This window comes from Aeromonas sp. MR7 (assembly GCF_963899385.1).
GTDB classification, from domain to species: Bacteria; Pseudomonadota; Gammaproteobacteria; order Enterobacterales; family Aeromonadaceae; genus Aeromonas; species Aeromonas bestiarum.
Genome location: NZ_CAWQXH010000043.1, coordinates 218,026 through 242,205, shown reverse-complemented (window position 1 = coordinate 242,205; position 24,180 = coordinate 218,026). Strand labels below are relative to the sequence as shown.

The 24,180-nt window shown below is 55.2% G+C and carries 28 protein-coding genes and 1 riboswitch; of the genes, 25 read left to right on the top strand and 3 right to left on the bottom strand.

From position 1 onward, the window contains the following. Window positions 1–146: 146 nt before the first annotated feature. The 14 genes from lfiM (at window position 147) to lfiJ (ending at window position 13,779) form a co-directional block, all read left to right on the top strand. Window positions 147–1,022: a lateral flagellar motor switch protein LfiM gene (gene lfiM, locus AACW87_RS17215; RefSeq protein ID WP_241325640.1), complete on the top strand. Its 876-nt coding sequence runs from the start codon at window positions 147–149 to the stop codon at window positions 1,020–1,022. Between the two features lie 7 nt (window positions 1,023–1,029). After that, window positions 1,030–1,407: a lateral flagellar motor switch protein LfiN gene (gene lfiN / locus AACW87_RS17210; RefSeq protein WP_103472057.1), complete on the top strand. Its 378-nt coding sequence runs from the start codon at window positions 1,030–1,032 to the stop codon at window positions 1,405–1,407. Then, on the top strand, window positions 1,407–2,141 hold the full coding sequence (fliP, locus tag AACW87_RS17205) for a flagellar type III secretion system pore protein FliP (RefSeq protein ID WP_103472058.1): 735 nt from the start codon (window positions 1,407–1,409) through the stop codon (window positions 2,139–2,141). The genes lfiN and fliP overlap by 1 nt, the downstream gene beginning before the upstream one ends. 1 nt (window position 2,142) lies before the next feature. Then, window positions 2,143–2,412, top strand: a complete 270-nt coding sequence (gene lfiQ / locus AACW87_RS17200; RefSeq protein ID WP_005314303.1) for a lateral flagellar biosynthetic protein LfiQ — start codon at window positions 2,143–2,145, stop codon at window positions 2,410–2,412. Continuing rightward, window positions 2,409–3,191 carry a lateral flagellar biosynthetic protein LfiR gene (gene lfiR, locus AACW87_RS17195; protein ID WP_241325639.1) on the top strand — a complete coding sequence of 261 codons (783 nt, stop codon included), beginning with the start codon at window positions 2,409–2,411 and terminating at the stop codon, window positions 3,189–3,191. Before lfiQ ends, lfiR begins: the two co-directional genes overlap by 4 nt. Beyond that, complete coding sequence (gene flhB / locus AACW87_RS17190) at window positions 3,188–4,324, top strand: flagellar biosynthesis protein FlhB (RefSeq protein ID WP_103472060.1); 1,137 nt, start codon at window positions 3,188–3,190, stop codon at window positions 4,322–4,324. The genes lfiR and flhB overlap by 4 nt, the downstream gene beginning before the upstream one ends. A 3-nt stretch (window positions 4,325–4,327) precedes the next feature. Next, window positions 4,328–6,403, top strand: a complete 2,076-nt coding sequence (gene lfhA / locus AACW87_RS17185) for a lateral flagellar biosynthesis protein LfhA (protein ID WP_241325638.1) — start codon at window positions 4,328–4,330, stop codon at window positions 6,401–6,403. Between the two features lie 195 nt (window positions 6,404–6,598). Continuing rightward, window positions 6,599–6,686: riboswitch (cyclic di-GMP riboswitch) on the top strand. 139 nt (window positions 6,687–6,825) lie between these two features. Next, entirely contained in the window at window positions 6,826–8,202 is a 1,377-nt protein-coding gene (lafK, locus tag AACW87_RS17180) for a lateral flagellar response regulator transcription factor LafK (RefSeq protein ID WP_241325637.1), read from the top strand. 11 nt (window positions 8,203–8,213) lie between these two features. Then, the gene (gene lfiE / locus AACW87_RS17175; RefSeq protein ID WP_081097860.1) at window positions 8,214–8,540 is read left to right on the top strand and encodes a lateral flagellar hook-basal body complex protein LfiE; all 327 of its coding nucleotides are present in this window, start codon (window positions 8,214–8,216) and stop codon (window positions 8,538–8,540) included. A gap of 17 nt (window positions 8,541–8,557) precedes the next feature. After that, complete coding sequence (gene fliFL, locus AACW87_RS17170; protein ID WP_241325661.1) at window positions 8,558–10,300, top strand: lateral flagellar M-ring protein FliFL; 1,743 nt, start codon at window positions 8,558–8,560, stop codon at window positions 10,298–10,300. After that, entirely contained in the window at window positions 10,287–11,315 is a 1,029-nt protein-coding gene (fliGL, locus tag AACW87_RS17165) for a lateral flagellar motor switch protein FliGL (RefSeq protein ID WP_059112792.1), read from the top strand. Before fliFL ends, fliGL begins: the two co-directional genes overlap by 14 nt. 12 nt (window positions 11,316–11,327) lie before the next feature. Beyond that, window positions 11,328–12,020, top strand: coding sequence for a lateral flagellar assembly protein FliH (lfiH, locus tag AACW87_RS17160; RefSeq protein ID WP_241325636.1), 693 nt, complete (start codon window positions 11,328–11,330; stop codon window positions 12,018–12,020). Further along, the gene (lfiI, locus tag AACW87_RS17155; protein WP_241325635.1) at window positions 12,013–13,344 is read left to right on the top strand and encodes a lateral flagellar FliI-like assembly ATPase LfiI; all 1,332 of its coding nucleotides are present in this window, start codon (window positions 12,013–12,015) and stop codon (window positions 13,342–13,344) included. Before lfiH ends, lfiI begins: the two co-directional genes overlap by 8 nt. Window positions 13,345–13,353: 9 nt before the next feature. Next, window positions 13,354–13,779, top strand: a complete 426-nt coding sequence (lfiJ, locus tag AACW87_RS17150) for a lateral flagellar protein LfiJ (RefSeq protein ID WP_103472065.1) — start codon at window positions 13,354–13,356, stop codon at window positions 13,777–13,779. Here lfiJ and lfgN read toward each other — a convergent pair. The 3 genes from lfgN to lfgA form a co-directional block, all read right to left on the bottom strand. After that, window positions 13,776–14,219: a lateral flagellar protein LfgN gene (gene lfgN / locus AACW87_RS17145; RefSeq protein WP_103472066.1), complete on the bottom strand. Its 444-nt coding sequence runs from the start codon at window positions 14,217–14,219 to the stop codon at window positions 13,776–13,778. The genes lfiJ and lfgN overlap by 4 nt on opposite strands. Further along, the gene (gene flgM / locus AACW87_RS17140; RefSeq protein WP_042867924.1) at window positions 14,216–14,491 is read right to left on the bottom strand and encodes a flagellar biosynthesis anti-sigma factor FlgM; all 276 of its coding nucleotides are present in this window, start codon (window positions 14,489–14,491) and stop codon (window positions 14,216–14,218) included. Before flgM ends, lfgN begins: the two co-directional genes overlap by 4 nt. Before the next feature lie 76 nt (window positions 14,492–14,567). Continuing rightward, window positions 14,568–15,362 carry a lateral flagellar basal body P-ring formation protein LfgA gene (gene lfgA / locus AACW87_RS17135; RefSeq protein WP_059112798.1) on the bottom strand — a complete coding sequence of 265 codons (795 nt, stop codon included), beginning with the start codon at window positions 15,360–15,362 and terminating at the stop codon, window positions 14,568–14,570. Window positions 15,363–15,419: 57 nt separating this feature from the next. Here lfgA and lfgB point away from each other — a divergent pair, with 57 nt between their 5' ends. The 11 genes from lfgB (at window position 15,420) to lfgL (ending at window position 24,179) form a co-directional block, all read left to right on the top strand. Then, window positions 15,420–15,809 carry a lateral flagellar basal body rod protein LfgB gene (lfgB, locus tag AACW87_RS17130; protein WP_042867927.1) on the top strand — a complete coding sequence of 130 codons (390 nt, stop codon included), beginning with the start codon at window positions 15,420–15,422 and terminating at the stop codon, window positions 15,807–15,809. A gap of 2 nt (window positions 15,810–15,811) precedes the next feature. Next, window positions 15,812–16,237, top strand: a complete 426-nt coding sequence (gene flgCL / locus AACW87_RS17125; RefSeq protein ID WP_059112799.1) for a lateral flagellar basal body rod protein FlgCL — start codon at window positions 15,812–15,814, stop codon at window positions 16,235–16,237. Window positions 16,238–16,240: 3 nt separating this feature from the next. Next, window positions 16,241–16,936, top strand: a complete 696-nt coding sequence (locus AACW87_RS17120) for a flagellar hook assembly protein FlgD (RefSeq protein ID WP_065402449.1) — start codon at window positions 16,241–16,243, stop codon at window positions 16,934–16,936. 18 nt (window positions 16,937–16,954) lie between these two features. Continuing rightward, complete coding sequence (gene flgEL / locus AACW87_RS17115; RefSeq protein ID WP_241325634.1) at window positions 16,955–18,148, top strand: lateral flagellar hook protein FlgEL; 1,194 nt, start codon at window positions 16,955–16,957, stop codon at window positions 18,146–18,148. 10 nt (window positions 18,149–18,158) lie between these two features. After that, window positions 18,159–18,893, top strand: coding sequence for a lateral flagellar basal-body rod protein LfgF (gene lfgF, locus AACW87_RS17110; RefSeq protein ID WP_103472069.1), 735 nt, complete (start codon window positions 18,159–18,161; stop codon window positions 18,891–18,893). 78 nt (window positions 18,894–18,971) lie between these two features. Next, on the top strand, window positions 18,972–19,757 hold the full coding sequence (gene lfgG, locus AACW87_RS17105) for a lateral flagellar basal-body rod protein LfgG (protein ID WP_005314259.1): 786 nt from the start codon (window positions 18,972–18,974) through the stop codon (window positions 19,755–19,757). After that, window positions 19,757–20,428 (top strand): flagellar basal body L-ring protein FlgH, encoded by a 672-nt coding sequence (gene flgH, locus AACW87_RS17100; protein ID WP_059112802.1) that lies wholly within the window; start codon window positions 19,757–19,759, stop codon window positions 20,426–20,428. Before lfgG ends, flgH begins: the two co-directional genes overlap by 1 nt. A gap of 8 nt (window positions 20,429–20,436) precedes the next feature. Then, window positions 20,437–21,543, top strand: coding sequence for a lateral flagellar basal body P-ring FlgIL (fgIL, locus tag AACW87_RS17095; RefSeq protein WP_241325633.1), 1,107 nt, complete (start codon window positions 20,437–20,439; stop codon window positions 21,541–21,543). An 8-nt stretch (window positions 21,544–21,551) separates the two neighbouring features. Then, the gene (locus AACW87_RS17090; RefSeq protein WP_059112804.1) at window positions 21,552–21,950 is read left to right on the top strand and encodes a rod-binding protein; all 399 of its coding nucleotides are present in this window, start codon (window positions 21,552–21,554) and stop codon (window positions 21,948–21,950) included. Then, window positions 21,950–23,269, top strand: coding sequence for a lateral flagellar hook-associated protein LfgK (lfgK, locus tag AACW87_RS17085; protein WP_241325632.1), 1,320 nt, complete (start codon window positions 21,950–21,952; stop codon window positions 23,267–23,269). The genes AACW87_RS17090 and lfgK overlap by 1 nt, the downstream gene beginning before the upstream one ends. A 10-nt stretch (window positions 23,270–23,279) precedes the next feature. After that, on the top strand, window positions 23,280–24,179 hold the full coding sequence (gene lfgL / locus AACW87_RS17080) for a lateral flagellar hook-associated protein LfgL (RefSeq protein ID WP_241325631.1): 900 nt from the start codon (window positions 23,280–23,282) through the stop codon (window positions 24,177–24,179). Window position 24,180: the final 1 nt, after the last annotated feature.

The window sequence follows — 24,180 nt, the reverse complement described above, 5'->3', positions numbered from 1 at the left end:
TGGCGCCTTTTAGGGTTTTGTAATAAAGTTCTCGCCCATTCTGGTCGTTCTATGTCGGCTGGACTATTTGTACCGATCACATGGCTGGCCTGATAGATGTCTCTGTGGCAGTAAGGCGAGATAAAAATGGCTAAGGTGGATTCTTAATGTCATCAAGCGGCGTAATGCTCACACCTTCTCGGTTGCTTTGTGCTGAGCGGGGCAAAACCCTTCCCCATTATGATCTTCTGGGTGTCGAGCGAGCAGACCGGGAACGACTCAAACAAGTAAATGCCCAGCTGGGGACTTTTTCCCTGCAGGCCGCCGGCTGCATGGCCCAGCTATTCAATAGCGCTGATTGCGAGCTGACTTATCAGGAGTTCATCGCCGTTTCATCTCAGGAACATGATGATGGCTTGATCTGGATTGAGGCCCGTAGTCCGCTTGATACCCAACGGGTCGCTTATTTCTCCATATCCCCTTCAGTTATCTATCGCTTGGCGGTGCTTTTCTTCGGCGGCTCTTTACGCAATCAAGGAGACACCGTCTCTCATAGCAAAGGATTGACGGATACCGAGCAACGCCTGGTGTTGCGTCTTTGCCAATATCAGGTCGACATCTGGTCCTCCTGCCTGGGGCTGGGTGATCTCGAGTGGCAATTGACCTTGATTACACGTGATGCCCTCCCGGTGTCACGACTGTGGATGGCCGCCGCCACCCTGACGGTGGGGAGCTTTTCGCATGGTTGGCAGTTGTGGCTGGTTCCGCCCGCTGAGAGAACAAGCCCTGTGGCAGGGTACACCTTGCAAGATGGTGCCTTGGAGCAGGTATTGACACACATTCCCACACGTTTACGCGTGGTGATGGGGCAGTTGTCCATGACGCTGGCCGACCTGGAGTGCCTCAAGGTGGGCGATGTACTCTCGCTGGATTTACCGGAAGTGGTGCCAGCCCTCATTGGTAACCGTCCCTGCTTTAGTGGACGTATCGCTGAACATAAAGGCAGCCTGGTTTATCAGGTCGCGACGGTCGTAGAGGAATAATCGAATCATGAACGAGCACAATATGAATGACCCGCTGGATTTGGATGGTCTGGATCAACTGTTTGGCGATGATATCAGCATGCCGAGTGCGGCAGACTATATGGCTCCCACCAGTAGCAGCAAGCAGCGGGATCTCTCTTTCTTTCGCCAGATCCCGGTCAAGGTAACGCTGGAAGTGGCCAGTACCGAGGTCTCGCTGGGGGAATTGATGCGAGTGGAAGAAGGGGCTGTTATCGAGCTCGACAAATTGGCTGGTGAGCCGCTTGACGTCCGGGTAAATGGCCGCCTGCTGGCCAAGGGGGAAGTCGTTGTGGTCAATGGTAAATATGGTCTGCGTCTAGTGGATGTGATCGACACCAATCTGCTGGGTGGCATGGACGACTGATGCGCCACCTGCTGTTTGCTCTGCTGTTGTGTTCACTGCCCAGTTGGGGGGCAGACATGACATTGTTCTCGGTTTTACCGGGGGCGGAAGGTGGGGAGGACTACAACATCAAGTTGCAGATCCTGTTCTTCATGACCCTGTTGGGGCTACTTCCGACGCTATTGCTCATGATGACCAGTTTTACCCGGATCATCATAGTGCTGGCGATTCTGCGCCAGGCGATGGGCTTGCAGCAGAGCCCTCCCAACCGTGTACTGATAGGCATCAGCTTGATACTGACGATAGTGATCATGCGCCCTGTCTGGACTGACATGTATCAGCATGCATTCATCCCTTACGACCAGAATGAAATTAGCCTGTCGGAGGGGATTTCTCGGGCTGAAAAGCCCTTGCGTCATTTTATGCTGGCGCAGACCCGCGAACCGGACCTGGAACAGATGCTGCGGATCTCCGGTGAACCTACCTCCCTCACCAAGGCTGAGGTCCCGTTCGGGGTCTTGTTGCCTGCTTTTGTGCTGAGTGAACTGAATACGGCCTTCCAGATAGGATTTATGTTGTTTATCCCCTTTCTGGTGATAGATCTGGTCGTTGCCAGCGTGCTGATGGCGATGGGGATGATGATGCTCTCGCCCCTGATCATCTCGTTACCGTTCAAGCTGATGGTGTTCGTGCTGGTGGATGGCTGGTCCATGACGGTAGGCACCCTCGCAGCTAGCTTTGGTAGTGGAGGCTGACGTGACGCCGGAGCAGAGTGTGGCGCTCATTGGTGGTGCCGTTAACTTGGTGGTAGTGATGGTTTCGGTATTGATTGTACCGAGCCTTATCGTCGGTCTGGTCGTCAGCGTATTTCAGGCAGCTACCCAGATCCAGGAGCAAACACTCAGCTTCTTGCCACGTTTTCTGGTGACCTTGATGACGCTTATCTTCACTGGCAACTGGTTGCTCTCCCAAATCACGACCCTGTTCCACGATCTGTTTCTGAAGATACCCGGGCTTATTGGATGAATTCCCTGCTGTCCCTCAGTGCTGCCGACCTGACGGCCTGGTTGGGGCAGTGGTGGTGGCCATTCATCCGGATCGCCACCGCATTTTGGGTTATGCCGGTATTTGGTGATGGCCGGATCCCGCCACAAGTGCGTTTGCTCCTTGCCTTCATTGTCAGCCTGTTGATCGCTCCCATGTTAAAAGAGATGCCAGTGGTCGATCCTTTCAGCACTGGCGCCCTGGTACTGACTGTAGAGCAACTGTTGTTCGGGCTGTTGTTCGGACTCTGTGTCCAGATGTTGTTCATGATCATGACCATGGCTGGGCAGATCCTCTCCATGCAGATGGGTCTTGCGATGGCAGTAATGAATGATCCCAGCAACGGGGATTCTGCACCTATCGTCAGCCAGCTGATGCTTATCTTCTGCTCACTGTTGTTTCTTGGGCTCAACGGTCATCTGGTCACTCTGGATGTGCTGGTACAGAGTCTGCGTAGCTGGCCACCGGGATCTTCACTCGACTTGCTGGATATGAAAGGGGTCATAGGTTTGTTTGGCTGGTGTATTGGTGCCGCATTGATCCTGACCTTGCCTGCAGTGGTGGCCATGTTGATGGTCAACCTTACCTTCGGGGTCATGAACCGTACTGCGCCATCCCTGAACATATTTTCGCTGGGTTTTCCCATGACCTTGTTGCTCGGGTTGGTGACCATGGCTATTTCCATCAGTGGCGTACCGGCTCGCTACCTTGACCTGGTGACGCATGTGCTGGAGCAACTCAGGGCGCTGACCCCGTCATGAGCCAGAATAGCGCCCAGGATAAAACCGAAGAGGCCTCTTCCCAGAAACTGCGCAAGGCTCGGGAAGAGGGACAGATAGCGCGCTCCAAGGAGTTGAGCTCCGCCGGGCTGCTGCTGCTGGGGGGCCTCGCCATGCAATGGATGGTGCCCAGCTTTGGCCACTTCTTTGCCGAGTTGATGAAACGTCCTCAACGCTTTGACTGGCAAGGCGCCCGTGATCCGCAAATGATGATTCACTGGACGGCTGAAGCCCTGCTCAGCATGTTGTGGGTGCTGCTACCTCTGTTCGGTTTTCTGGCGTTGTTGCTGGTACTGCTCAGCATAGTGCCAGGCGGCATGGTGCTGACCTGGAAGAAATTACTGCCCAGCGCAGAGAAGCTCAATCCGCTCAAGGGGCTCAAGCGGATGTTCTCAACTCACAGCCTGATGGAACTGCTGAAGTCAGTGCTCAAGATCCTGCTGATTGGCTCAACGTTGGCACTGATGCTGCAGCACCAATGGCCCTTGCTGATGATGATGAACCGCATGCCGCCCCAGGCCGCGATGGAGCAGGCGCTGCGGATCCTCTCTCAGGCATTTATTTTGCTTGGCAGTGTGCAGATGCTGATTGCCGTGCTGGATGTGCCGTATCAGCGTTGGTCCCTGAACAAGCAACTGCGGATGACCAAGCAAGAGGTCAAGGATGAGCATAGAAACAGTGAAGGGCGGCCCGAGATAAAGGCCAAGATCCGCCAGGTGCAAGGGATGCTTGCCCGTGCCCGCATCGAACAGCGTGTACCACAGGCCGATGTGATCATCGTCAACCCGACCCACTATGCGGTGGCCATTAAATATGATCCTGAGAGGGCAAATGCCCCTTACGTGATTGCCAAAGGGATTGACGGCATGGCGGAGCGGATCCGCCAGGTCGCAAAGCAGCACGACAAGATGGTCATGAGTCTGCCGGATCTGACCCGGGCCATCTATTACTCCACCCGAGTAGACCAAGAAGTGCCTGCGGGTCTTTACACCGCTGTGGCCTATGTGCTGAACCATGTATTGCAGTTACGGGCCTATGCGGCTGGCAAGGGGAAGAAACCAACTCCTCTTGCCCCTTTGCATGTGCCGCCCGAGTTACGTCAACCTGAGAGGTAAGTTGTGAACTGGCGTGTATTGACCCAATCCTATACCGCGATCCCCATGCTGCTCCTGGCCATTCTGGCCATGATGATCTTGCCTCTGCCCGGTTGGCTGCTGGATGTCCTGTTCACGTTCAACATAGTGTTGGCGGTTCTGGTACTGCTGGTTTCTGTCTCGGCCCGCCGTCCGCTCGATTTTTCCGTTTTCCCCACAGTGTTGCTGGTGGCAACCCTGATGCGGTTGTCGCTCAACGTTGCCTCTACCCGCGTCGTCTTGTTGCATGGTCACGAGGGGCATGAGGCTGCTGGTAAGGTCATTCAGGCCTTCGGGGAAGTTGTCATCGGTGGTAACTATGTCGTCGGTCTGGTGGTCTTCGTGATCCTGATGATCATCAACTTCGTGGTGATCACCAAGGGTGGCGAGCGGATATCCGAGGTATCCGCTCGTTTCACCCTGGATGCCATGCCTGGTAAACAGATGGCGATCGATGCCGATCTCAACGCCGGCACCATGGATCAGCATCAGGCCCGCGCGCGGCGTGACGAGATTGCCAGAGAGGCTGATTTTTACGGTGCGATGGACGGTGCGTCCAAGTTCGTGCGAGGTGATGCCATCGCCGGCTTGCTGGTGTTGATCATCAACCTGGTCGGTGGTTTGGCGATCGGTATCTTCCAGCATTCGCTGCCGGTTGCGGAGGCATTCCAGAGTTATGCACTGCTCACCATAGGTGACGGTCTGGTCGCTCAGATCCCTTCTTTGCTGATGTCTACCGCCGCGGCCATCATAGTGACTCGGGTCAGCGATGAAGGCGAGATGTCGGATCAAGTGGGTCAGCAGATCCTGGCATCGCCGCGGGTTATCTACACCGCCGCTGCCATCATGTTGATCCTGGGTCTGGTGCCAGGTATGCCTATGCTGGCTTTTCTCAGCTTTGCCGCCGTGCTGGCATGGGCAGGTTGGAGTGTCAGCAAGCGTCGGGTCAATGATCCTGATCTCGATGCAGCCCAGGAGCTGACGCGCCAGATGGTGCAGTCCGAGCCACAGGGACTGGAGTGGCAGGACCTGCCTCCTGTCGATGCGGTCGGCATTGAGCTGGGCTATCGGCTGGTACCCTTGGCAGAAGCGGACAAGGGAGCCGAACTGCTTGCCCGGGTACGGGGTATTCGCAAAACCCTGTCTGAGCAATATGGCTTCCTGCTGCCCGAGATCCGGGTGCGTGACAACTTGCAGTTGCAACCCGATCAATACCGGATCAAGTTGTCCGGGGTGGCGCTTGCGGCTGGTAACGTCGACTGTCAGCGACTGATGGCCATCAGCAGTGGGGAGACGTATGGAGTCCTGGACGGTGAGCTGACCCAGGATCCCGCCTATGGCATGAATGCAGTCTGGATCTCGCCGGAAAACAAGGCCAAGGCCTTGAACCTGGGTTATTCCGTAGTCGACTCCGCGACAGTTATCGCCACTCATGCCAGCAAGTTGTTGAGAGAGCAGCTTGATTCTCTGTTTGGCCATGATGAGGTGGGCAAGTTGGGCCAATATCTGGCTACCCAGTCACCCCGTCTGGCAGAAGAACTTAATCTGGCGCTGACCCAGATGCAGCAACTGAGGGTTTTCCGCCAGTTACTCAAGGAGCAGATCAGCCTCACCGATATTCGAACCATCGCCACCACCTTGCTGGATGCGAGCGAACTGACCAAGGATCCTGTCTTGCTGGCATCCGATGTCAGATGTGCCTTGAAACGCCAGATTGTCAGACAGGCGATTGGGTCGCGCGATATTTTAGCCGCGTTTACCTTGGAGGATCGTCTGGAGCAGACGCTGTTGGCTGCAATGAACCAGTCCCAGCAGCAGGGCAAGATTCAGTTGGATAGCTTCCCGGTTGATCCTCAGCTGCTGGCGCAGTTGCAGCAAAATATGCCCTTGGTGAAAGAGCAGTTGCAACAGCAAGGCCATGCTCCGGTATTGGTTGTCATGCCTCAGCTCAGACCTCTGATGGCGCGATATGCCCGTTCTTTTTCAAAAGGTCTCAAAGTACTCTCTTATAATGAAATACCTGAAGATCTGAGGGTGGAAGTTATTGGGACACTGGGCTGAAGCTGAACTGCCATGTTATGAATTGATAGGAAGGTTATATTCCGCATATCTACTTGAATTGTCATTGGAAGCCGCTATGATGTGACTGTTTTTGACGCACCAAGTGTTAAAAATAAATAACAAATATAACAATTCACATGTGTCACACAGCTATCACTGGATAGGTGGAGCTGTCTTGTCCCAAAACGGACAGTCGCATGATAAAGGCAAACTGAACTGAAAAGTCAGGACGCAAAGCCTCCGGTCTAATAGCTGCAATGCTAATGATAGCGGGGTTACCAAGGCCATTGTTACTGCCTTGATACCATTCTCTGCATAAATGAGACGCCCGTTAGAGGCGCCATTTCCGGCATGGTGCGCTTTTATTTTTGACACATCAGTTCTGTTGATTGGTTTGTCCACAATCACGGGTTCGGGTTCATATGCTTTCGGATATATCTATCAAGAAAAACTCAAGACCCATTGGTATTGAGACAGCTCCTCATTTGTTATTGATCAGACCTGCGTTATCAAATGGAAACGATATTGAGGGGATATTGTTGGCGCAGGGATACGCTGTTTCCTGTGTTGACTCGATCAAGAAGTCCAAATTAATTATCGCCAATAACTCAGTTGCTCTGATCTTGCTCGACATGGATCTCATGACCGAGGCAGGCCCTCAATTAGTGCATGAATTCTGCGGCGTCGATTGCGTCATCCTGGTTAATGAACAGCAGGCTTATCTTGCGGCAGAAGCCATGCGGGCGGGGGCAATTGACTACATCGTCAAACCCTTTGGCTGTCAGCAAATGCTCGATGCGGTGAAGGGGGCGCTACGTCTGCGCCAATCCATACCCAATCTGATCGCTACCTCTGCCATGAGCCTGCAGGTGTTGCAACTGGCTCGTCGTGCTGCCAAGACGTCTGCCACCATTCTGATTGGTGGGGAGTCGGGGACGGGTAAGGAGCGACTGGCTCGCTATATCCACGACATGTCCAACCGTGCCGGCAAACCTTTTATCGCCATCAACTGTGCTGCCATTCCTGAATCCATGCTCGAATCCATTTTGTTTGGCCATAACAAGGGGGCGTTCACCGGTGCGACAGGCATGCAACCGGGCAAATTTGAGCTGGCACAAGGTGGTACCCTGCTACTCGATGAAATTTCTGAGTTGCCGTTGTCGCTGCAGGCCAAGTTGCTGCGTGTTTTGCAAGAGAAGGAAGTCGAGCGGCTCGGCAGTCACCAAACTATCGTACTGGATGTACGGATTATCGCTGCCAGCAACAAAGACATACGGACGCTTGTTGCCGTGGGCCAGTTTCGGGAAGATCTGTTTTATCGTCTCGACGTGCTGCCCATGAATTGGCCAGCGCTACGGGAGCGCCCGGATGACATACTGCCATTGGCCGAATATTTCATCGAGCGACATGCTCCTCAGCAAGGCTATCGTCTGAGCGAAAGCGCCCGTCAGCAGCTGTTGGCGTATGGCTGGCCTGGCAATGTCCGGGAGCTGGATAACGTCATGCAACGTTCATTAATCATGGCTCGCGGATTGCATATTCAAGCAGTCGATTTGATGCTGCCCAGTTACACCATTGAATCCGACAATGCGTTACCGGAAGCGTTTTCCGCCCCGGAAGGGCTTAGCGAGACGCGTCGGTATGCCGAATTTCAATTTGTACTAGAGACCCTGCGCCGCTTTCGCGGCCATCGGACCCGCACGGCAGAGGCCCTTGGTATGACGACCCGGGCACTGAGATACAAGCTGGCGGCCATGCGTGAGCAGGGCATAGATATTGAGCAGCAGCTTCAAAACTAAGGGATAACCGAGTGAAGATTGAAATGATGTCATCACAGGTGACGCTCTTGCAGCAGATGCAGGAGATGCAGCGAGTCGCCAACCAAACCCCTTCCATCGAATTAAATGATGCATCGAATGTGTCATTCACCGATGCCATGCGCGATGTCGTCGGGCGAGTCAATGAGCAGCAAAATACCGCCTCAAAACTGATGACCGCTGTCGATGCGGGTCAGAGTGATGACCTGGTGGGGGCCATGGTGGCCAGCCAGAAAGCGGGTCTCAGCTTCTCAGCCCTGATGCAGGTGCGAAACAAGCTGATGACAGGCTTTGACGACATTATGCGCATGCCACTCTGAGGTAAGTGATGACTGAACTGGTAACGTCCCCGCAAGGGGCTTCGGATTCCTTCAGAACACGAGTCCAGGAAGGGTTGCGCAACTGGCGTAGCCTTTCTCGCGACAACAAATCCATTCTTACAATCGCACTATTGGCGGCCATTGTGGCTGGCACGATCGTCGTAATCCTGTGGACCTCCAGCAAGAATTACGTGCCCCTGTATGGCAAGCAGGAGCTTTACGATACCGCCAACATCATGGAGATGCTGGAAAAGGAGCAAGTGCCATTCCGTTTGGAAAAGAGCACGGGTCAAATTCTGGTCCCCGAGAGTCAGCTTGCCCATGTTCGCATGGCGTTGGCTGCCAGAGGGGTCAGAGCGGCCATGCCTGCCGGTCTGGAAGGGTTGGATAATGTCACAGGCCTTGGCACCAGCGAATTCATGGAGGGCGCCCGTTATCGGCATGCATTGGAAGGTGAGCTGGCGAGAACCATCATCTCGCTGGATGCGGTGCGCAGTGCTCGTGTTCATCTGGCGATTCCCAAGAGGACCCTGTTTGTCGGTCGTGATGAGGAAAAACCCAGTGCCTCTGTGATGCTGGATCTGCAACCGGGTCAGGCAATGGAGCCAGGACAGGTGGAGGCGATAGCCAATCTGGTGGCTGGCAGCATCTCCGGCATGAAGCCGGGTGCTGTGACCATAGTGGATCAGGCGGGTCAGCTGCTCAGCGCCGAGCTGGGTGACAAGGCTGGTTTCGGCAAGCAGAGCGTGCAGCAGATGGAATATGTGCGCAAGCTTGAGCAGTACATCCGCCAGCGGGCCAGCGACATGCTCTATCCCATGTTGGGCACGGGCAATTTCAGGGTGCAGATCGCTGCCGATGTGAACTTCAATGCGGTGGAGGAGACTCAGCAGCAGCTGGATCCACAGGGCGTGGTCACCAAGGAGTCCAGCAAGTCGGATAAAACCATAGACGCGTTGGCGTTGGGGATCCCCGGAGCCTTGTCCAATCGTCCTCCCGAAACAACGCCTAAAAGTGAGCAGCCCGCTCCGAATCAGGGGGCTACCAGCTCGGAAGCCCAGAAGAACGACTCTCGTACCGAGCGCCAAGAGATCAACAAACAGTACGAAAATAGCCGAACCATAGTGCATACCCGCTATCAGCAGGGCCGGCTGGAGAAGATGAATGTCTCCATTTTGCTAAATCAGCAAAGTGCCCCCAAAAATGGCTGGAGTGCAGAACAACTGGAGCAAATCCGCCAGATGGTGGAGCGCTCGGTCGGATTTGATGATGCGCGGGGCGATCAGATCAGTCTGCAAGTCTTCGACTTTACCGGTGCGGTGCCGATTGTTCCTCCTGAATCTGGCTGGTGGGAAACGCCTTATTGGCAAGACTCACTGCGTTATCTGGTCGGAGGCCTGCTTGGCTTGACGCTGGTGTTCTTCGGGATTCGTCCGTTGGTGAAGCATCTGGTACGTACCCAGCAGCTACCCGATGAGGAACCAGCCGAAGAGCAGGACGAGCAGCAAGAACCAACTGTGGGTCTCTCCATGCGACGCGATGACGATGCCGCCCTGACGGCTCCAATGATGAATAATGGTTTGATCCGTGCAGATAATCAGATGGAACCCCAGTTCTCCTCCTTGAATCTGGAGGCATTGCCAGAGCCGGGTTCCGAACTGGAAGTACAGCTTCAGCATCTGCAGTTGCTGGTCGAGAAGGACACCGCTCGGGTAGCGGAAGTGGTCAGAGCATGGGTGAGTGGCAATGAACAACGTTAATCTGAACCAAAATGCCGTCGATATCGACATCGATAATCTGGAAAAGGCAGCGATTTTGTTGTTGAGCATGGGCACAGAGGCGGCAGCCAAGGTCATGCAGAAACTCTCCCGTGACGAAGTACAGCGACTCATCTCCAAGATGGCGGGTCTGTCTGGCGTCAGCTCTATGGAGGCAAAGTGGACTTTGCAGCAGTTCTTCAACCAGTACCGTGAGCAGAGCGGGATTGGCAGCGCTTCGCGGGAATATCTGGAACAGACGCTGGATCTCGCACTGGGGCAGCGGCTCTCCCGCAGTCTGCTCGACAGCCTGTATGGCGATGTCATGAGCCAGGATATCCAGCGTTTGCAATGGGTTCCTGCCGATGTGCTGGCCCGCTTCTTCCGTAACGAGCATCCGCAAATGCAGGCGGTTCTGCTGGCGTTCCTGCCACCCCAGACGGCATCTGCCGTACTGGATGCTCTGCCTGGTTCCGTCCACGATGATCTGCTGGTGCGGGTTGCCAGCCTCAATAGTGTCAGTGAACACGTGTTGGGAGAGCTGCGTCTGACATTGGACCGCTGCCTCGCCTACGTGGCGGATCAGTCCGGAGCCAAGGTCAATGGCGTACGACAGGTGGCTGACATCTTGAACCGTTATCAGGGAGACAAGGAGCAGATGCTCTCCCTGTTGCGGGAACACGATGGCGATATGGCGCTGGAAATCGAGAAGAACATGTTTGACTTCATGGCGTTGCGTCGTCAATCGGATGAAACCCTGCAACGTCTGGTACAGGAACTGCCAAGCGATCTGCTGGCATTGGCGCTGAAAAATACCGAAGCCAGCTTCCGCAAAGTGGTGCTGGGAGCCATGCCGAAACGGATGGCCCAGGCGCTGGATGCCCAAATTCAGGGGCAGGGCAGTGTCTCCTTGCGCAAGGTCGAGCAGGCAAGGGAAGAGGTCATGCAACTGGTCCGCGAATTGGTGGAGCAGGGCGAGGTCGAATTCCAGCTGTTCGAAGAGCCCACCGTCAATTAACAGGAGGCGTTCATGAGTCACAATGTTCGCAAGTTGGCGACGGGCGCTACTCGTCTTTACCGTTTCCCTTCGTTGGGGCAAAGCGGAGCAGAGGCGCAGAGCCAGCAGGAGCAGTTTGAATTCGGCTATCAACAGGGTCTGGAGCAAGGCCATGATGAAGGGTATCAGGCAGGCTATCAGCAAGGGTTGACCAGCGGTCTTGTTGACGGGGAGGTCAAGGGACTGCAACAGGGGCAAACTCGTGGTTTTTCACAGGGACTGGCAGAAGGGCGTGCCTCGTTCGATCAGGCCCTGGTTCCCTTTGCCAAGCTGCAGGCGCAATGGGAGTCCTTGACCCGTTCTCGTATGCAGGAACAAAAAGAGCTGGTTGCCCAACTGGTGGCGCAGGTTGCGAAACGAGTGATCCAGGCTGAATTTACCCTCAATCCCCAGCAGGTACTCAATCAGGTGGAGCAGGCCTTGGCGAGTCTGCCAGCGGCATCGGAAGAGCTGGTGATTTATCTCAGTGAGGGGGATCGCCAGCGCCTGGCCGAGCAAGGCGTTACCCGTTGTGAGGGGTGGCCATTGCAGGTGGATGGCACCCTGAGTGTGGGCGATGCCCGCATAGAAACGCGGGCTGCGGTGATCGAAGTCAATACAGGCGAGCGCCTCACCTCTTGTATCGAGCAGCTGAATAGTACGCTGGAATTGCCACAGGATGCATGAAGCGCTGCAACAGGCGCTCACTTCAGCGCTGGACAGTTTTGAGGATGTTCCCGGTTTTCGCCGTTATGGCCGGCTGGTTCGAGTCACAGGGCTGACACTGGAGGTGGTTGGCTGTCAGCTGGTGATGGGCCAGCGTTGCCGGGTTGATACGGCGACAGGGGCACAGCTGCTGGCCGAAGTGGTAGGGTTCAACCGGGATATTTCCTACCTGATGCCGCTGCAACCCATGAGTGGCCTCTATGCCGGTGCACGTGTGCTTCCCATTGATGGTGAAGAGACAATACAGGTCGGTGAGCATCTCTTGGGACGTGTGGTCGATGGTCTGTTGCAACCCCTGGATGGTCGTCCGTTGCGCGATGGAGGTGAGCGTGTTGCTCTGTTCTCCTCCCCCCCCAATCCCTTGCTGCGCACGCCAGTGCGCGAGCCGCTCGATGTGGGCATTCGTGCCATCAATGGTCTGTTGACGGTCGGCAAGGGACAGCGCCTGGGCCTGTTTGCGGGTTCCGGGGTCGGCAAGAGTATGCTGCTGGGCATGATGACCCGCAATACGACCGCGCAGATAGTGGTGGTGGGACTGATTGGTGAGCGGGGGCGAGAGGTACGCGAATTTATCGAGCACAGCCTGGGCCCGGAAGGGTTGGCGCGCGCAGTCGTCGTGGCGGCCCCAGCGGATCAATCCCCGCTGATGCGTCTGCGCGCGGCACAATTGTGTCACCGTATCGCCGAGTATTTCCGCGAGCAGGGACGGGATGTGCTGTTGCTCATGGATTCCTTGACCCGTTATGCCCAGGCTCAGCGTGAGATCGCACTGGCAATAGGGGAGCCGCCCGCGACCCGGGGATACCCACCTTCGGTGTTCAGCATGTTGACCCAGCTGGTTGAACGGGCCGGTAATGGCACACGCCCAGATGGTTCTCTGAGTGCTTTCTATACAGTCTTGGCGGAAGGGGACGACCAGCAGGATCCTGTGGTGGATGCGGCCCGCGCCATTCTGGATGGTCATATTGTTCTGACGCGCCGATTGGCGGAGGAGGGACATTACCCCGCGATCGATATAGGTGCCTCCGTAAGCCGAGTCATGCCACAGGTTGTCCCTGCCGAATGGCAGACGCTGGCGGTGACGCTGCGGCAGTTGTGGGGGCGTTATCAACAGGTGCGCGAGTTATTGCCATTGGGCGGTTATCAGCCGGGAGCCGACCCCCAGATGGATGAGGCGGTACAGCGTTACCCTGCCATCGCGGCCTTCCTGCAACAGGGTATCCATGAGGAGACGCCTTTTGCTCAGGTGATGACAGGGCTGAAGCAAGTGCTTGGGAAGTCTTAAGGATCCACCATGTTGAAATCCTATCTTGGTTTGCAGCAGGATGCGTTGGAGGTGATGGGCAAGGAGCGCCAGCGTTTGCGAGAAGAGGCCATGCGAGAAGAGCATAGGGCGCTGAGGTTGCAGGATGTGATCAGCTCTCTGAGCCCAGGTTCGGCGACATTCCATCCCCTGCTGTGGCAGAACAAGCAGCAGATGGAGGGACAACTGCGCCATCTGCTGGTTCATCAGGTACAACAGTCTGCCTTGGCCAAATTGGATTTGGAGCGCCACGAAGGCCAGGTGCTCAAGCAATTTGGTCGGGTCAAAGGATTGGAGTTGCTGCTGGATAAGCGTGACCTGACCCTACGTCAGCAACAGGAGTCACGGGATCAGCGACAGCTGGATGAGTTATCCAGTCTGCGTCATCGCGCGTTGAGAGAGAGGGGTAAGGGTTAGTCCGGGAAGCGTTCCAGTTGGCCATAGGGCTGTTCTTGTCCCAATAGCGTGTTGATTGTTTCGATCTGCCCTGCCAGCAGGCGCCCATTGAGTTCGTTTTGGCGCAAGCATTGCTGTAACAATTGTTCAAGTTGTTGCCATTGGCTGGCAACGTTTCTTTGCAAACTGGCTGGCAGTTTTGCGATCAGTGTCGCCATCCCTTTTTCGTCAGGTTTCAATCCCAATGCGAGCAGATGTTGACAGCGTTGTTGTGCCTGCTGCTGAACCACTACCATCAGTTGGGTCTGCAGCTGATTGTGTTCAGCCAGCCCGTCAACATCGTGAGCTGCCAGCAGGCTGTGTTGGCGCAGCAGCAGCTGTTGCAGCTCGGCGTAGCGACCACAATCTTGCTGGATACCGATGATCAGTTGCTTGACCCGCAGCTTGGGATCCAGGCTCATCGACGATGCATATCCAGAATGGCTTGGCTCAGCGCATCCATATCGAGTTCGAGCTTGCCGTCGCTGATGGCTTGACGGATCTGGTTCACCTTCTCCATATCCACATCCGATGTAGTTGCCAGTTGCGATCTTGCCTGGTTTACAAACTGCGCCGTGGTGCTTATCTGGGCATCAGCCTGGCTGGCGCGTGCTTGTGGCTGTGCAGTCGCAGACTCAGGCTTGCGTTGCAGCTGGGTTTGAACATAGAGCGGGTCGGTGCGTGTGATTTTCATAACGTCAATTCCTGATGGTCTATCTCTGACAAGCGACCCAAGGCCGGCCTAACTTAAATCAAACCCGCCCTTTGGGTTAAAAACGGGTTTCGACTTCACCTTTCTCGATCACCCAGGCCTGAATCTCTTTGCCTGAGCTGATATTTCTTACCTTAATGCCGTCGCCAATGGCGCCGTTTGCCAATGCTTTACCGCGGGTGGTTGCGGAAAAACTGTCGAGACCGGCTCTTATCAGCACCCCTTCCCCTTCCCGAACGGCCCAGGCCTTCTGCAAATCCAGCTCACCAATCAACTGACCCATTCTGAGATTCCGATTGCTCTTGCTCCCCACAAGGGATTCGGAGCTTGGAACAAACCCGCGTTGCAATCGACTGATATCAAGAGATTTCTCGACGAGATCTCCGGCACGAATGGTTTGGCCTTTCTGGATTTCTTGTGCCGTGACCCACACTGGCAACATGAGCGTCACTTCGACACGAGCCCTTAGTTGCCATGCAGGTTCCGTGCATTCAGCCAGATAGGGACGTCGCCCCCAAGGTTGCCGATATTGCCCTCCTGCTTGCAGACGAATGGCTTGTTGGCAGGGGGGCAAATGGGCTACTGCGGGAGAGAGCCAGACTTGGTAGTCGACTTCAGGTGCTGACCAGCCTTGTTGCTGCAAATAGGTATTCAGCGCTTCACTGGCATCCTCTTTCAGCTGGGTCTCCAAATGCCGCGACAAGTCTGTTGGTGCGGCTTGCAGCGGGTATGGCAGCATCAGCAGGCACAACAGGCCTATGCGCTTCCATACGGGAAACAACACTTCCCCTTTTATCAGTGTTATCAGCCACTGCTGAAGCGGTAACCAGCGGGAATAAAGGATATTCATCATTGGCATGAGTCTTGATAAAGAATGCACCGGTCTGACAGATTCATAGAAGGATGAAGCATGAGTATCTCATTTGACAGCGCTCTTGGTGTACACCCTTATGCCCTCGATGTGCGAGCGGATCGGGCGCGTATTCTGGCAGGGAATCTGGCCAATGTGGATACCCCTGGCTATCTGGCCCGAGATGTCGATTATAAGACGATTCTGGGGCGTGTCGCGCAGCAAGTGGCGACGGGAGATGCGAGTGCAGCCATCAGTCAGGGCGTCATGGCCAATGATATGCAACATCCTCTGTATCGTATTCCCTATCAGGTTTCCATGGATGGCAATACTGCCGAGCTCAGCGTTGAACAAAGCAAATTTGCCAATAATGCCACCGACTTTCAGACCAGTCTCACCTTCCTGAATATGAAAATCACCGGGATCGCCAAAGCGATCGAGGGCCGTTAATCATGTCGTTTAATCGAATCTATGACATTGCAGGCAGTGCCATGCGCGCGCAAACCGTACGCTTGGATACGGTGGCCTCCAATCTGGCCAACGTGGACAGTGCCGCAGGCAGTGAAGAGGCCGCTTTTCGTGCCATCAAGCCGGTGTTCTCCACTCTGTATCAACGAGTACAGGATGCTGATTCGCTGGGGGCGGCTCAGGTACAGATCGCAGGAATCGTGCAGTCTGATCGCCAGGTAGAGAAGCGCCTCGAGCCGACCAACCCCCTGGCCGATCAGGATGGCTTCGTCTACTACTCCAACGTCAACGCGGTTGAAGAGATGGCCGACATGATGAGCGCCTCGCGCGGTTTTGAAACCTCGGTCGAAGTGATCAATCGCATCAATAGCATGCAGCAAGGTTTGCTGCGCCTGGGCCAGGGAGTGTAAGCCATGAGCCTGCCTCAGGTGAGTAGCCTGGATACTGCGCGTAGCACCAGCCAGCGTACCGCAACACCGGATATAGCCCCCAACAGTGCGGCAGCGGGCCAGAACCCCCAGGGCGGCATGCAACTGCGCAACGAATTTTTGCAGATGATGGTTGCCCAGATCCAGAACCAGGACCCGACCAATCCACTGGATGGTGCCCAATACGTCACCCAGCTGGCTCAGTTCAGCATGGTGGAAGGGGTTGAGAGCCTCAAAGTCCTGCAGCAAAAGTCGATCAACATGATGGATACCCAGCAGGTATTGCAGAGTACGGCTCTGATCGACAAGGAAGTAATGGTTCCCAGCAAGACGCTGACCCAGAGCGCTGAAAAGACGATTCGTGGGCAGATTGAGCTGGCTGGCGCTGCGGATCAGGTTGAGCTCAAGGTATATGACGAACATGGCACCCTGGTTGCGACCAAAAATTGGGGTGATAGCAAGGCTGGGGGACTCGATTATGAATTGCCTCCCTTGCCTGCCGGTGAATATAGCTTCGAGGTAAAAGCCTCGCTCGATGGCGTGGCGACCACATCCAAGAATTTTGTGGCCAGCAAGGTGGAGCGTGTCACCTTGCCAGGCACAGGCGAGATCATGTTACAGGTGGCTGGAGTGGGTGATGTGCCTCTCTTCAGTGCCATCCAGTTTGGTAAATCGGCGTAATCAGATAGGAGCGGAACTGTGTCTTTCAGTATCGGATTGAGCGGCCTGCGCGCCGTGAACCAGGAATTGAGTGTTATCAGTAACAACGTGGCTAACGCTAGTACGGCTGGTTTCAAATCGAGCCGCGCCGAATTCGCCGCTATCTATGGTGGTGGACAGGCTGGTGGTGTCGAGATGAACAACGTCTCCCAGAACTTTGACCGTAATGGCGATGTGACCCGTACCGGCCGAGGCTTGGATTTGGCGATTTCGGGCAGCGGCTTCTTTGTGCTCAAGGACAGCAACGGTCAGACCTCCTATACCCGGGCTGGCATGTTCCAAAGGGACCCCAATAATTACCTGACCACCGCCAGCGGCACCCGCCTGCAAGGCTATACCACCAATGATGCAGGCGAACTGCAGTCCGGCGTGGTTGGTGATATTCAGGTCAAGGCGGGCAGTTTACCTGCCAAATCGTCAGACAAGCTGGAGTTCGTCGCCAACCTCAAGGCGGATGCCAGTATGATCGATCAGACTGCCCATCCGTTCGATCCTGCCAAATCTGACAGTTTTAGCTATTCACAATCCAGCAAGGTTTATGACTCGCTGGGGGTTGAACACACAGTGACCCAGTATTTTGTCAAAACGGCGGACAATACCTGGCAGGTCAACTACGCCTTCAATGGCACCAAGACGGGGTCGCCGGTAACCATGGAGTTCAATACCAACGGTACGCTGAAATCCCCGACCACTTCCCCTGTGCTGAATTTGACGCCCCCAGGCGCAGAGAAAATTGCTCTCAGTGTTGATGTCGCACGTGTCAGTCAGTATGCCTCCGACTTCAACGCTACCCGCAACCAGTCCAATGGCTATGCTGCCGGCGATCTGACCGGGGTCAAGGTCGATGCCGATGGTGGTGTGTATGCCACCTTCACCAATGGTCAGAGTTTGCTGCAGGGGCAAGTGGTGATGGCCAATTTCACCAACCCGAATGGCCTGATGCAAACCAACAACACCACCTGGCAACAATCCTTCAGCTCAGGTCAGCCTGTGTTGGGCGCACCAGGAACCGGGACCATGGGCTCACTCACTGCGGGGGCTTATGAAAGCTCCAACGTGGACTTAACCGGTGAGCTGGTCAGCCTGATGACTTCCCAGCGTAACTATCAGGCCAACGCCAAAACCATCAGCTCAGCTGACAAGATGACTCAGGTTCTCTTCAACTCCTTCTAAGGTTTGATGCGTGGAAAAGCTTATCTATACCGCCATGTCGGGGGCGCAACATACCCTGATGGCCCAGCAAATTCGGGCGAATAACCTGGCCAACGTCAATACCGCCGGTTTTCGGGCCGATTTTGAGCGGGTCTCAGCCTATGCACTGACCGGTGATGGCTACCCAAGCCGGGTCATGGCGCGCGAAGAGATGGCCGGCACGGATTTTAAGGCGGGCGCTCTGATGCAAACGGGCCGCAAACTGGATGTGGCGGTGCGTGGGGAAGGCTTTATCACGGTGCAAACTGCTGATGGCAAAGAGGCCTATACCCGGGCAGGTAACCTGGAAGTGGATGCTGAAGGGCTATTGACGCTCAATGGCCGCCCTGTGCTGGGAGATGGTGGGGAAATGGTACTGCCTGCCTATCGCGACTTGAGCTTTGGCAAGGATGGTTCCCTCAGCATCACGCCACCGGGTGGTGGTGCCCGCTTGGATGTGGGTCGCCTCAAGCTGGTCAACCCGGATCCGGTTGAACTGGTAAAAGGTCCAGATGGCCTCTTCCGCTTGCGTCAGGGGGGCGATGCCGAGGCCAGCGAGCAGGTGGTACTGGCCTCAGGTTTTCTTGAGGGCGCCAATGTGAATGCGGTCGACGAGCTGATCAGCAGTATGTCATTGACCCGCAATTTCGAGCTTCAGGTCAAATTGATGAAAACCGCAGATGATCAGGCCCGGCAAGGGGCCAGACTTATTTCCGGTCAGGGCTAGCAGGTTAGCCCGCCAGAGCCACAAGACCCTTGATGGATGCGCGATAGCGCCCCGAATGAATTAGGTGGAGAAGCAAAGATGCATGCAGCACTTTGGGTGAGTAAAACGGGTCTGTCGGCACAAGATGCCAAGATGGCCAGCATTTCCAACAACCTGGCCAACGTGAATACGGTTGGTTTCAAGCGCGATCGCGTGGCTTTTGAAGACTTGTTCTATCAGGTACAGCGCCAGCCTGGCGCGCAGCAGGATCAGCAAAACCTGTCACCCATCGGCATTCAGATGGGTAATGGTGTGCGTGTGGTTGGAACACAGAAAGTGTTTACCCCTGGGCAGTTTCAGAATACCAACCAGGAATTGGATATGGCGGTTGTCGGTGCCGGTTTCTTTGGTGTCGAACGCCCTGATGGGGAAACGGCCTATACCCGTAATGGTCAGTGGCATCGCAATGCTGAAGGTTTACTGGTGAATTCGGATGGGCTGCCCATGTTGCCGCAGATCCAGATCCCCGATAATGCGACCAAGGTTTCCATCGGTACAGATGGGACCGTAAGCGCAACGCTGCCAGGCCAGCAAGAAAATGTGGAGCTGGGGCGTATTACCTTGACCAATTTCACGAACCCCGCTGGGTTGGAAGCGCTTGGGGGCAACCTCTACCGTGCGACTGGTGCCTCCGGTGAAGCTATCGAAGGGGTACCGGGTGAGGAGGCGATGGGCGCCATCAAGCAGTTCACGCTGGAAAGTTCCAACGTCAACGTGGTGGAGGAGATGGTCGACATGATCACCACTCAGCGTGCCTATGAGATGAACGCAAAGGTGGTATCCGCCGCAGATCAGATGCTCAAGTTCGTCACTCAGGCGCTGTGATGATGAAGGCGATGTGGCGTTATCTCTGGGTAGTGTTGCTGCTGGGTGGCTGTGCCACTTATGAACTCAAGGCCCCCGAGCCAGGTGACGAAAAGTGGGCCCCTTCCCGACCCAAGTTATCTGTCTCGGCTCGGGGAGAAGACGGTAGCCTCTATCGTGGCGATTACATGATGACTCTGTTTCAGGATCGTCGTGCCTATCGTATCGGCGATATTCTGACCGTGGTACTGGAAGAACGTACCCAGTCGAGCAAGAAAGCCAACACCAGCATGAGCAAGAACAGCAGCATGAACGTGCCAGCACCCTCTATCGGTGGAAAAGTGCGTTCAGACTGGAGTGCCAGCTTGAGTGCAGATCGTGATTTCGATGGTGGCGCTACCTCCAGCCAGCAAAACACGCTAGCCGGTTCCATTACGGTAACGGTTGCCGAAGTGATGCCAAACGGGGTGCTGGGGATCCGGGGGGAGAAATGGATCCGACTCAATCAAGGAGACGAATATATCCGTCTGGGTGGCATGGTGAGAGTGGAAGATATCGATCAGAGCAACCGTATTTCCTCTCAGCGCATTGCCGATGCCCGCATTACCTATGCGGGGCGTGGTGCCCTTGCCGACAGTAACCAGATGGGGTGGCTGGGGCGTTTCTTCAGTTCCGCATTCGCACCTTTTTGAGGGTTTACATGAACAAATGGTTTATCGCCTTGCTCTGTCTGAGTCTTCCCTGGTGGGCTAATGCCGCGCCCCCTGCCAAGCGGGCCTTGCTGGATATTGCCGATGTGCAGGGAATGCGAACCAACCAACTGGTGGGTTATGGCCTGGTCGTCGGCCTGTCGGGTACGGGAGATCGCAGCCAGGTCAAATTTACCGGCCAATCCATGGCCAACATGCTCAAGCAGTTTGGCGTACAGTTGCCCGATGATCTCGACCCCAAGCTAAAGAACGTCGCGGCCGTATCGGTACAGGCGACGCTGCCGGCCTTGGCAGGCAAGGGGCAGCTGGTGGATGTCACCGTGACCTCAATCGGGGATGCCAAGAGCCTGCGTGGTGGCTCACTGCTGTTGACGCCATTACGTGGTATCGATGGGGACGTGTACGCCGTTGCCCAAGGAAATCTGGTGGTCGCCGGGGTCAAGGCTGAGGGGCAATCCGGTTCTTCTGTGACCATCAATGTGCCGACGGCAGGCATCATTCCCAATGGCGCCATCATTGAGCGCGAGGCCGTCAGTAACTTTGCGGATAAACCCGAGGTGACGCTCAACCTGCACCAGCCTAATTTTAAAACGGCCCGCAATGTTGAGCGAGAAATCAACCGCCAGCTGGGTCCAGTTGCCAGAGCTGTGAGTGCAGGGCGGATCCAGGTCACAGCTCCCAAGGATGAGAGTCAGCGGATCTCTTTCATGGCGTTGCTGCAAGACATTCAAGTTGATATGGGCAAGGAGCGGCCCAGAGTTGTGTTCAACAGCCGGACCGGGACAGTGGTGATGGGGCAAGGGGTCAAGGTACACAAGGCTGCGGTTAGCCATGGCAGTCTGACCGTGACCATAGGCGAGAGCCAGAATGTCAGTCAACCCAATGCCTTCTCCAATGGGCAAACGACGACGACACCCAATTCAAAGGTCCAGGTGGATCGCGAACGAAACAACATGTTTGTCTGGCCGGATGGCACTTCGCTCGAGGTGATCGTCAAGGCAGTCAATTCACTCGGGGCAACTCCCGATGATGTCATGGCCATTTTACAAGCTCTCGATGAGGCAGGTGCCCTCGAGGGAGAACTGGTGGTCATCTAAGGATCGCTATGACCAGAATAACGTCAGAGCCTGGTTTTTATCAGGATCTCAATGAATTGCAGCAGATAAAGAGCAATCCGGATCAACGTGCGGCGCTGGATGCCGCTGCGGGCCAATTTGAAGTGAGCTTTTTACAGACTGTGCTCAAGCATATGCGTTCAGCCTCTGACGCCATGCAGGATGAAGATGACAAGATCATTAAAGGAGAAGAGCTATATCGCGACATGTATGACAGTCAACTGGCGATGAGTCTGGTCAAGCGTGGCGGTATGGGGCTGAAAGAGCAGATGGTCAGCCAATTGGCGCCGACATTAAAGAATGCCGAGCCTGTGGTCGCTTCAGAATCACAGACCCTGGCTGCCTTCAGTCAGCCTCTGAATTCGGCAAAAATGAGGAAAGTTGACTGATGTCGATGCTCAATATCGGTTTTAGCGGACTTAACGCGGCCCAGATCGCGTTAAATGTCACCGCCCAGAATATCGCCAACGTCAATACCATAGGCTATAGCCGCCAGGAAGCCATGATGGGCAGTCTGTCCGGCTTTGGCCGATTGGACAACGGTATGGGGGTAGAGGTAACCGGTGTTCGCAGGATCACGGATGACTACCTGGTTTCACAGCATTGGCGCAGTCGCTCTTCCACTGGCGCCTCTTATTCCTTTCATCAGTACATCAATACCACCGAGCAGTTGTTGGGTAGCGAGTCGATGAATATCGCCAAGGGACTGGACAGTTTCTTTGCCTCCTTGAGTGCCGCACTCGACAGCCCGGAGACGCCGGCGCAGCGCAGCCAGATCGTCAGTTCTGCCGGTGCCTTGGCCAACCGTTTTGGCCAGTTGAACGAGAGCATGTTGACGCAAGAGAAGCAGATCGACGATCAACTGAATAGCACTGTCTCTCAGGTCAACAGTTATCTGAAACAAGTGGCCGAGTTGAATACCCAGATCAGTGAGCAGGCTTCCAAGGGGGTCAATACCTCGGTACTGGAAGACAGTCGCGAGCAGATCGTACGTGAGTTGTCGACCTTCATGGAAGTTAGGGTCAACCGGCAAAGCGACGGTTCATTTTCGTTAAGCCTGCCTCAGGGACAGCCCCTGGTATTGGCCGGTAGCAACAGTACTCTCTCTTTGGCCGGTGATTCGCTGAGCCTCAGCTTTGGTCCTCAGTCCTTCGATGTCCCCAAGCTGCATGGCGGCAGCCTGGCCGGGGTGATGGAATACAGGACGACAGTATTGCGCCCGCTGCGTGACGAGCTGAATCAGATAGCGAAGAAACTGGCGGATGACTTCAACGCCAAGCAGGCGGGCGGGATCGATCTGAACGGTGATCCGGGCAAGCCGCTGTTCAGCTATGACCCGCTCAATCCGTCCGGTACCCTCAAGGTGGCCAGCGGCTTTACCGGTGATCACCTTGCCTTTGCCAAGTCGGGCGGCGGTAAAGGCGATAACAGTAACTTGCAGGAGTTGTTGACCATCAAAGATAGCCAATATGATGCGTACAGTGCCTTGCTTGGTCGGATGGCGGTACAAAGTGGCCAGGCCAAGGCCACCATGGAGGCGGATGCCAATATGGAGAAGCAGCTGGCCACCAAACTGAGCAGTGTCAGTGGAGTCAACACGGATGAGGAAGGGGTCAAGATCATGGCCTATACCAAGGCCTATCAGGCCAATGCCAAAGTGATCAGTACCTCCGATCAGCTTTTCAATTCCATCCTGAACATGTTCTGACGGAGTGACCATGCGCATCAGCACCAACCAAATACAACTCAGCATGCTCGACAACCTGCAGCATGGTTTCGGTGAATATGCCCGGCTTGATCGCCAGATATCGGCTAACAAACGTATCCTGCAACCCTCGGATGATCCCGTGGGGAGTGTACGTTTGCTCGGGCTGAAGAAAGAGCAGGTGGCAATGGAGCAGTATCAGAAAAATATTGCCAATGCCAAAAGCCAGCTATCTCAAGGTGAGCAGCAGTTGGAAACAATGACCCACATGCTGATGCGGCTGCGCGAACTGACTCAAACTGCGGCAACGGGCTCACTTTCTGAAGGTGACCGTCGCGCGGTGGCCAGTGAAGCTGCTGTTATCAAGGATGGTTTGCTGGATCTGGCCAATGCCCGCAACGAGAGTGGTTCGAGCCTTTTTGCCGGCAGTCAGGTGAACCAGATTGCGATTGTTAAAACCCCTGCTGGTGATTACCAATATCAGGGAGATGCCTTGATAAGAGAGGTTGGGATCGCCAAAGGTGTTACCGTGGGGCTCAATCAGACTGCAGACCAGCTTTTCATCCAGAACGGAGACTTCTTCAAGCAGCTGGATGCCATGGTGGAAGCCATGGAAAGCGGTGCTCCCGATGCAGCGGATCAAGCCCGGAACATGCTGGATAGAAGCAAGACATTACAGGACGATATTAGCCAGATGGTGAGTTCTATCGGTGCTCGTATTAATTTGCTTGATCAAGTGGATGAAGGGCATGCCGAGAAGGGCGTCTATAGCAAGGAAGTGAGTAATCAGATAGAGTCCCTCGATTATGCCAGTGCCGTCACCCAGCAGGCTCATGTGCTGATGGCCTTGCAAGTGCAACAACAGGCATTTGCCAAGGTCAACGGCTTGAGCTTGTTCAACTACATGCCATAAA